This window comes from Acidithiobacillus sulfurivorans (genome assembly GCF_018853815.1).
Lineage (GTDB): Bacteria > Pseudomonadota > Gammaproteobacteria > Acidithiobacillales > Acidithiobacillaceae > Acidithiobacillus > Acidithiobacillus sulfurivorans.
On sequence record NZ_JAAOMP010000159.1, the window covers coordinates 1 to 5,679 of the forward strand.

General features: G+C 54.6%; 10 protein-coding genes. All 10 read right to left on the reverse strand.

All coding sequences use genetic code 11. The features are described from left to right. Positions 1-143 precede the first annotated feature (143 nt). Entirely contained in the window at positions 144-383 is a 240-nt protein-coding gene (locus HAP95_RS14870) for a hypothetical protein (protein ID WP_215884919.1), read from the reverse strand. Between the two features lie 3 nt (positions 384-386). Beyond that, positions 387-596, reverse strand: a complete 210-nt coding sequence (locus HAP95_RS14875; protein ID WP_215884920.1) for a hypothetical protein — start codon at positions 594-596, stop codon at positions 387-389. Continuing rightward, positions 593-850 carry a hypothetical protein gene (locus tag HAP95_RS14880; protein ID WP_215884921.1) on the reverse strand — a complete coding sequence of 86 codons (258 nt, stop codon included), beginning with the start codon at positions 848-850 and terminating at the stop codon, positions 593-595. The genes HAP95_RS14875 and HAP95_RS14880 overlap by 4 nt, the downstream gene beginning before the upstream one ends. Position 851: 1 nt before the next feature. Beyond that, positions 852-974, reverse strand: coding sequence for a hypothetical protein (locus HAP95_RS17345; protein ID WP_264318860.1), 123 nt, complete (start codon positions 972-974; stop codon positions 852-854). After that, the gene (locus HAP95_RS14885; protein ID WP_215884922.1) at positions 974-1,606 is read right to left on the reverse strand and encodes a hypothetical protein; all 633 of its coding nucleotides are present in this window, start codon (positions 1,604-1,606) and stop codon (positions 974-976) included. The genes HAP95_RS17345 and HAP95_RS14885 overlap by 1 nt, the downstream gene beginning before the upstream one ends. A 139-nt stretch (positions 1,607-1,745) precedes the next feature. Next, entirely contained in the window at positions 1,746-2,531 is a 786-nt protein-coding gene (locus HAP95_RS14890) for a hypothetical protein (protein WP_215884923.1), read from the reverse strand. 61 nt (positions 2,532-2,592) lie between these two features. Next, positions 2,593-3,210, reverse strand: coding sequence for a hypothetical protein (locus HAP95_RS14895; protein WP_215884924.1), 618 nt, complete (start codon positions 3,208-3,210; stop codon positions 2,593-2,595). Positions 3,211-3,366: 156 nt separating this feature from the next. Continuing rightward, positions 3,367-4,236: a hypothetical protein gene (locus HAP95_RS14900; RefSeq protein WP_215884925.1), complete on the reverse strand. Its 870-nt coding sequence runs from the start codon at positions 4,234-4,236 to the stop codon at positions 3,367-3,369. A 60-nt stretch (positions 4,237-4,296) separates the two neighbouring features. After that, positions 4,297-4,950 carry a lytic transglycosylase domain-containing protein gene (locus tag HAP95_RS14905; RefSeq protein WP_226831217.1) on the reverse strand — a complete coding sequence of 218 codons (654 nt, stop codon included), beginning with the start codon at positions 4,948-4,950 and terminating at the stop codon, positions 4,297-4,299. Continuing rightward, the coding region (locus HAP95_RS14910; RefSeq protein ID WP_215884926.1) for a L,D-transpeptidase family protein at positions 4,950-5,679 on the reverse strand (730 nt) is incomplete at its 5' end. The genes HAP95_RS14905 and HAP95_RS14910, both read right to left, overlap by 1 nt.

Sequence of the window (5,679 nt, forward strand, 5' to 3'; positions counted from 1 at the left end):
CCCGCCGCGAGAATTTTGTGTCAAGTGATACGGCGGATCGCAAAGCACCGCGTCGAAATGGTTATCCGGCAGGGAGGGCAGGATAGATAGCAGATCGCCTTCCAGGATGTTGCGGTTTTCTTTTGTGTACATCCCTGAATTCCTTAACGCTGATTCCACAACCACCACCCTCCGCCGACTACAGCCACGCCGACCACAGCCACAAGCAGAACTTCTCCAATGCTCAAGCCTCGCATCAGTCGAAAGATGGCCCCATAAATGAGTCCGTGGATGACCGCGCTGACGATGGTGTGGCCCAGCCAGCCGCCGTGATGGGCGACGTATCCGGCGTGTCCGGCGTGATAAGGATGATGAACCTCTGCATACATTCGGTGGTGCCACATATTTTAATGTCCTTCGTGATGGAGGTTGTCGGTTTTTAGGGCGTTTCCCAGCTTGCGGACGGCGAACAGGCATTCGGCGGCGACATGGGCAGATGTGCTGTTGTTGGGGTTGCGTATGATGCGTCGCAGGATATCTTCGAAAGACTGGCAGGCCATGAGTGCAGACCGGATCTCGGCAGGTTTGCCGTCATGGCATTTATCGTCATAGCTCACGCTGCATTCTCCTGAGAGGATTCCAAAATGTAGGTATGCAACCATTGTGGGTTGTGCCATGCACCTTTGCGCACCATGCAGGCAATCAACTTCTCGACGACACAGCCATTCACATCGTCCATCCACTCTCGAAAATCCGGGTCGTCATCGTAGGCGTCGATGAGCGACCCCATGGCAATGGCATATCCGACAGGGAGATGCCCGGCATCGACATGTCGAAAAATCCGGTCAGCGATATGTTGGAGGTTGGCCATATTAAAATTTTTCCCAGTCCAGGCGATATCTTTCGCTCAACGCGCGGACCACCAAAAAACCGCAAAGTCCAATCACCGCGATAACGCCACAGAAAATTCCCGCGATTAAGGCGATGAAGGTCATCAGAACACCGCCTGTAAGCCAAGCCCGGCATCTCTGGCCGTGAGTGAATTACCATCGCCGACGTACCTTTCCTGTCTCACGAAAGCAAAAACGGAAAAATTTCTGCTTATCGGATAGGCAGCCCGGCCATAGAAGATGAAATCGTTGCCAGGGCAATCCAAATGCCAACCCACCGTCCCGGATTGCCCGTAGAGCGCCCCCACCCGACCAGTCAGGGTCAATCCCAACATTCGTGTCTGCATGCGCAGTCCGCCGCCAAAGCCATTGTTGTACAGTGGCCCATACCAAAGGTGTTGATACCCCACATACACCCCTGCGGAAAAGGGAAGCGTGGCTATTTGTGTATTGAGAAACGTGTCACCGGCATAAATGGAAAACACGCCAGCGACACCACCATTTGGGTCTGCATTTTTAGCCGCCAGCCGTGCACGAACCGTCATGTATTCGTGTTGTGCATTTGAAATTTTTAGCGACAACCCGAATTCTGGTCGAACCATGTTGGTAAAAGCGTAATCACTGGCCGCCCCGGATCCGCGCAACGTGTACAGCAAAGAGTCGTTCGCAAAGCTGGGCACAGGTAACAGGCAGCCTGTCAGACCAGAAATAAGGAAGAAAGGGTATAATCTTTTCACAGATTTTCCTTTTTATGTTTTGAGCGAATGGATGTTTTGCGTTCCCTTGAAATACTTCCTCTAGCCCGTGCTAAAAGACGTGACCGGGCGTAATGGCCCATGACGGTGGTCCGGTCCATACCTCGTAGGGCTGGGCGCATCAGTTTCCCTTCTCTTTAGGCACAGAGATAAACCCAGGAGACTGCAAAGGCGGCGCAATCAACGTTGACCCGGAAGGCTGTGGAATGGCGGGCGTAATCCGTGCTTCCGCATGCGGTGCTGGGTAAATCTGGTTTTTCTGCGTTGCCATTCCGCCCCATCCTTCACCATGTGGCACGTTAATGGTGATATGGTTATTGGAGGGAGTCAGCAGCATACCCAGTACCAATCCAAGGATGAGCGCAACACCAGCAGCTACAACGACGTGCTTTTTCACTTGGTAGCGCAGCTTGTCGCGGTCCGCGCCGGTCCAAGTCTTGGTGAGTTCGCTGATAGCTTTTGGTGGCGAGAAAAAGCAAAGCGGCGTACCGTGAAATGGGTACGGAAAATCGTTGCTGGAAAGCTTGCAAATTTCCAGGCAGGCGCGATAGAGCAACTGCTTGACGTCGTCGCTCATATCTTTGAAATCCTTACAATGGAGCGTTGACACAAGCTGATGCGCTGGTTTTTCTTTGTCGTAATGGTCAGGAATCGGGCAGGCATCGAAATGTGCTTTGGAAAACGCTTTTTGGATATCGGCTATCCGAGTCTGTTTTGTGGCGCGCTTCACATCATCCTCCGTGACCGGAGATGCAAAATGGTCATCACTATGGATCTGTTGTATTGCACGATCAGCCTCTTCCGTAGTGATCGGTGCCCGAGAGAAATTGCTTGTTATGGCGTCCCCCGGATCTTCCGTATTCACAACGACAAAGCCTGAATCAGGGGTATCTGGTATTTTGGCCATCTGTTTGGTTTCCTTTTTCAAAGGGAGTGCATGGAGTGCGTGGTTGCTGCGTGAAAGGCCATCACCAGCGATATCCAATGCCGACTTGCACCACGGGATACCAGCGGAAAGCGTCCAGAGATTGATTCAAATTCGATACTTCGGCGGCGTAGGCATATTGCGCATAGGGGCCAACGCCTTGATCAACACTGACCTTCGGTGTGCCTTGATACGCGGCACCGGCAGAGAGGTTGAAAGACCAAGGTGAACGGCTGGAGAACCGCTGTGAATAACCAATGCCGAAGTATGGGTCAATCGTATTGAAGGTAACTTTGGCGGGTGTCGCCAGCGCATAATTGCCCGCGTTCGATGCGGACGGCTGCAAAGACAGGCGGTTGCCGTTGATAAAGACGCCGGCCGTGAGGTAGAAACCCTGTTCCCATGGATGCCATTGCTCCGCAATTAAACCGTTTAGCAGATGCACACCAAGGTTGTAGTTCTCGCCACCGGACGAAAAGGATGGGTCCAACGAAAACCCACCAATCTGCGCTTGCGTTGTAAAATACGGCGATTCGCGGTATTGCGCCCCCCCATAAACGCCTGTAGTGCCTACGCCGCCCAAAATAGAGAACGGCGATGCATTGGCAGACAATGGTGCCATGAGCGTTGCCAGTACAACCAAACCAATACGCAATTTCATTTTTATTACCCTATTGTGGAGTGATGTCATTCTGTGGGGCGGGAAATCCTGGGGGGGGGCAGCCCCAGGTGGGATAGCGCGGCGGTCCATGAACCGCCGCATTCCCGCATTTCCTTTTGCTCTGCTATCTTTGTGAACACGTAGCCAATCCAGGGGTTACCCGAACTGGTAAGCCATCGCCAACCCCACTGACAAGTTGCTGGTCTGTGAGGAAGGTTCCCGGAACCCGATCTCATAACCCTGGGTGCTTGGCTGATCTCCCTGGAAGTATTTCCACTGGCTGCCGCCGTACATGAAGTCGGTGTATTGCGCGGTGGCCAGCAAATGCAGGCGCGTGGTTACACGATAATCAGCGCCAACGCCCATGGTGTAGTAGGGACGTGGGGCCAGAGTGAGGTCGTCTGTGGATGGCACGTTAAAATACTGGTCATAGTTACTCATGTTACCGGCAAGGCCACCGCCAACTACTTCGCCAACGCCGTCGTTGGCGGAAAGCACCAGACGCCGAGTGACGGCCGTCTGATATTTCGCGCCCAAGCCGATATACTCGTTATGGTAGTTTTCCGGGCTGGAAACGGCGCCAGGCACTACACGATGCCAGCTACGATAACCGCCGAATAAATAAGGAGTGATAGCGTTATTGTCATTCAAAAAGAAGGTCTTTCCGAACTTGGCCTGCAGATCGTTGGTGCTGTGCTGGGCAGACTCGTTGAATGTCCCATCTTCGTACGTGGTCTGTCCGCTGGTTCGGGCATAGCTGATGGAAGCATACCAGTGACGGACCCCAAAAGCGTTGAACGTGCCTTTCCCAAACAGGGTGAATCCCGGCATCATGCCGTTTTCCACATCGCTGCCGTAAGGGGAGACGATGTTTTCAGAGTAGTTGCTCTGCGTGTCCAGGAACCCGATTCCGATCTCGGAGTTGGCGTCCAGAATGGGATTGATATGACCGGTGTCAGCCATGGCCGCTGCAGAGATTCCGATAGTGGCCAACATCGCCATCGTCAGTACGGTTTTTTTGAACATGGTGCTACTCCTCTTCGTAAAAGGTCTTTTCAAGACCGGGTGGATAAACTCAAAGGTGCTTTACGCTTGCGCATCCCGCATAACTTGTTGCGCATACGCCACCGCAGCCCAGGGCCTTCCACCTTGGGCGATCTGCCCAGGCCCCGCGTTGTAGGCCATCAGCGCTAATTGCACATTGCCGTGAAACTGGCGCAGCATCATCGCCAGATAGCGTGCGCCGCCGTTGATGTTCTGGCGGACGTTCCACGGATTGACGCGCAGGGTGTCCCATGCGGTAGCGGGTTCCAGTTGCATGACCCCGATGGCCCCTGCAGGGGACACCCGGTTGGATGAACCATGAAAGTCTCCGCCGTTTTCTACATGAACCACGGCCGCCACGAGCCGGGGCGATATGTGGGCTTCACGGGCGGCTTTCACAACGATTTGCGCGTAAGGTCCAGCCAGATGACGAATGGTTTTCAGGCCGTTGACGGCTTGGCCGATTGTTGCACGGTGTGTATCCGTTTGAAGGCCACGGATGAAAACGCTCAGTTTCCCTTTGGTAGGGTGCTCAGGGTGTACATGCACTAATGCAGCATATCCTGAGCATCCTACACTAAATACTGTGGCAATAACGGCGAGCAACCGAGGTACGCCTGCCCCGGCGCCGGAAAGCGCTCCCGCGCTGGGAAGCGTAAAGATGGAGGCTACCTGTTCGTTGAGGGTATGCATCATTATTGGGGAAATCCTTCTATGGCGGATGGGGTTGAGCCTTGAGAAGCGGAGAAAGCGGCCTTCGCTACAGTAACTGGCACGCCATAATGCAGGAGCCCATAGGCGGTGCGGGCGCTTTTCAAAGGCTCTTCCACACAGCCCGCGCTTTGCGGAAAGCCGTACCTGGCCCTGGGGTAATAGTGGATACCACGCCCGTCATCGAAGTAGTTCACCCACTTGATGCCGGGATCGTTGTACGGCTGCCAGCGGACGGTATGCCCGTTGACCACGCCGCGCGCTGACTGTAAAAGCGTGCTACCTGCCCATTGCGGCACCTGCTGGCCTTCCAGTGCGGCATACGTCATGGACGACACCGGCACAGGAAACACGCCGCGCATCGTCGTGGACGGCAGACGTTGATAGATGGGCCAGGTGCCGTCTGGGGTGCTGCCCAGGACGCCGGTATTGACCCGGGTGTGCCAAAGCCAACCTTGGAAATGCGTCCAGAGAGACAGTCGTTCCGGGATGCGGGTGCCAGCGGCTTTATTAACAAGCGCCCATTCCCAAGCCCACGGATCGGCCTTTGCCTTGGGGGAGAACAGGGCGTGCAGCACCGCTTTATGGAATCGCCCTTCTGACGCCCCTTTTGGCCCCAGGATCCCGTTCGCCCGCTCGAATTGGATAACCGCCCCGCGAATGAAGGGGTTTCCTGCGTTCCATGCATATTGGTCTGCTGCTTTCTGAAGCACG

Bases quoted from the DNA above. Each gene is read 5' to 3' on its own strand.
- HAP95_RS14895 (WP_215884924.1), bottom strand. From the start codon at position 3,210: ATGAAATTGCGTATTGGTTTGGTTGTACTGGCAACGCTCATGGCACCA.
- HAP95_RS14890 (WP_215884923.1), bottom strand. From the start codon at position 2,531: ATGGCCAAAATACCAGATACCCCTGATTCAGGCTTTGTCGTTGTGAAT.
- HAP95_RS14905 (WP_226831217.1), bottom strand. From the start codon at position 4,950: ATGATGCATACCCTCAACGAACAGGTAGCCTCCATCTTTACGCTTCCC.
- HAP95_RS14870 (WP_215884919.1), bottom strand. From the start codon at position 383: ATGTGGCACCACCGAATGTATGCAGAGGTTCATCATCCTTATCACGCC.
- HAP95_RS17345 (WP_264318860.1), bottom strand. From the start codon at position 974: ATGACCTTCATCGCCTTAATCGCGGGAATTTTCTGTGGCGTTATCGCG.
- HAP95_RS14880 (WP_215884921.1), bottom strand. From the start codon at position 850: ATGGCCAACCTCCAACATATCGCTGACCGGATTTTTCGACATGTCGAT.
- HAP95_RS14900 (WP_215884925.1), bottom strand. From the start codon at position 4,236: ATGTTCAAAAAAACCGTACTGACGATGGCGATGTTGGCCACTATCGGA.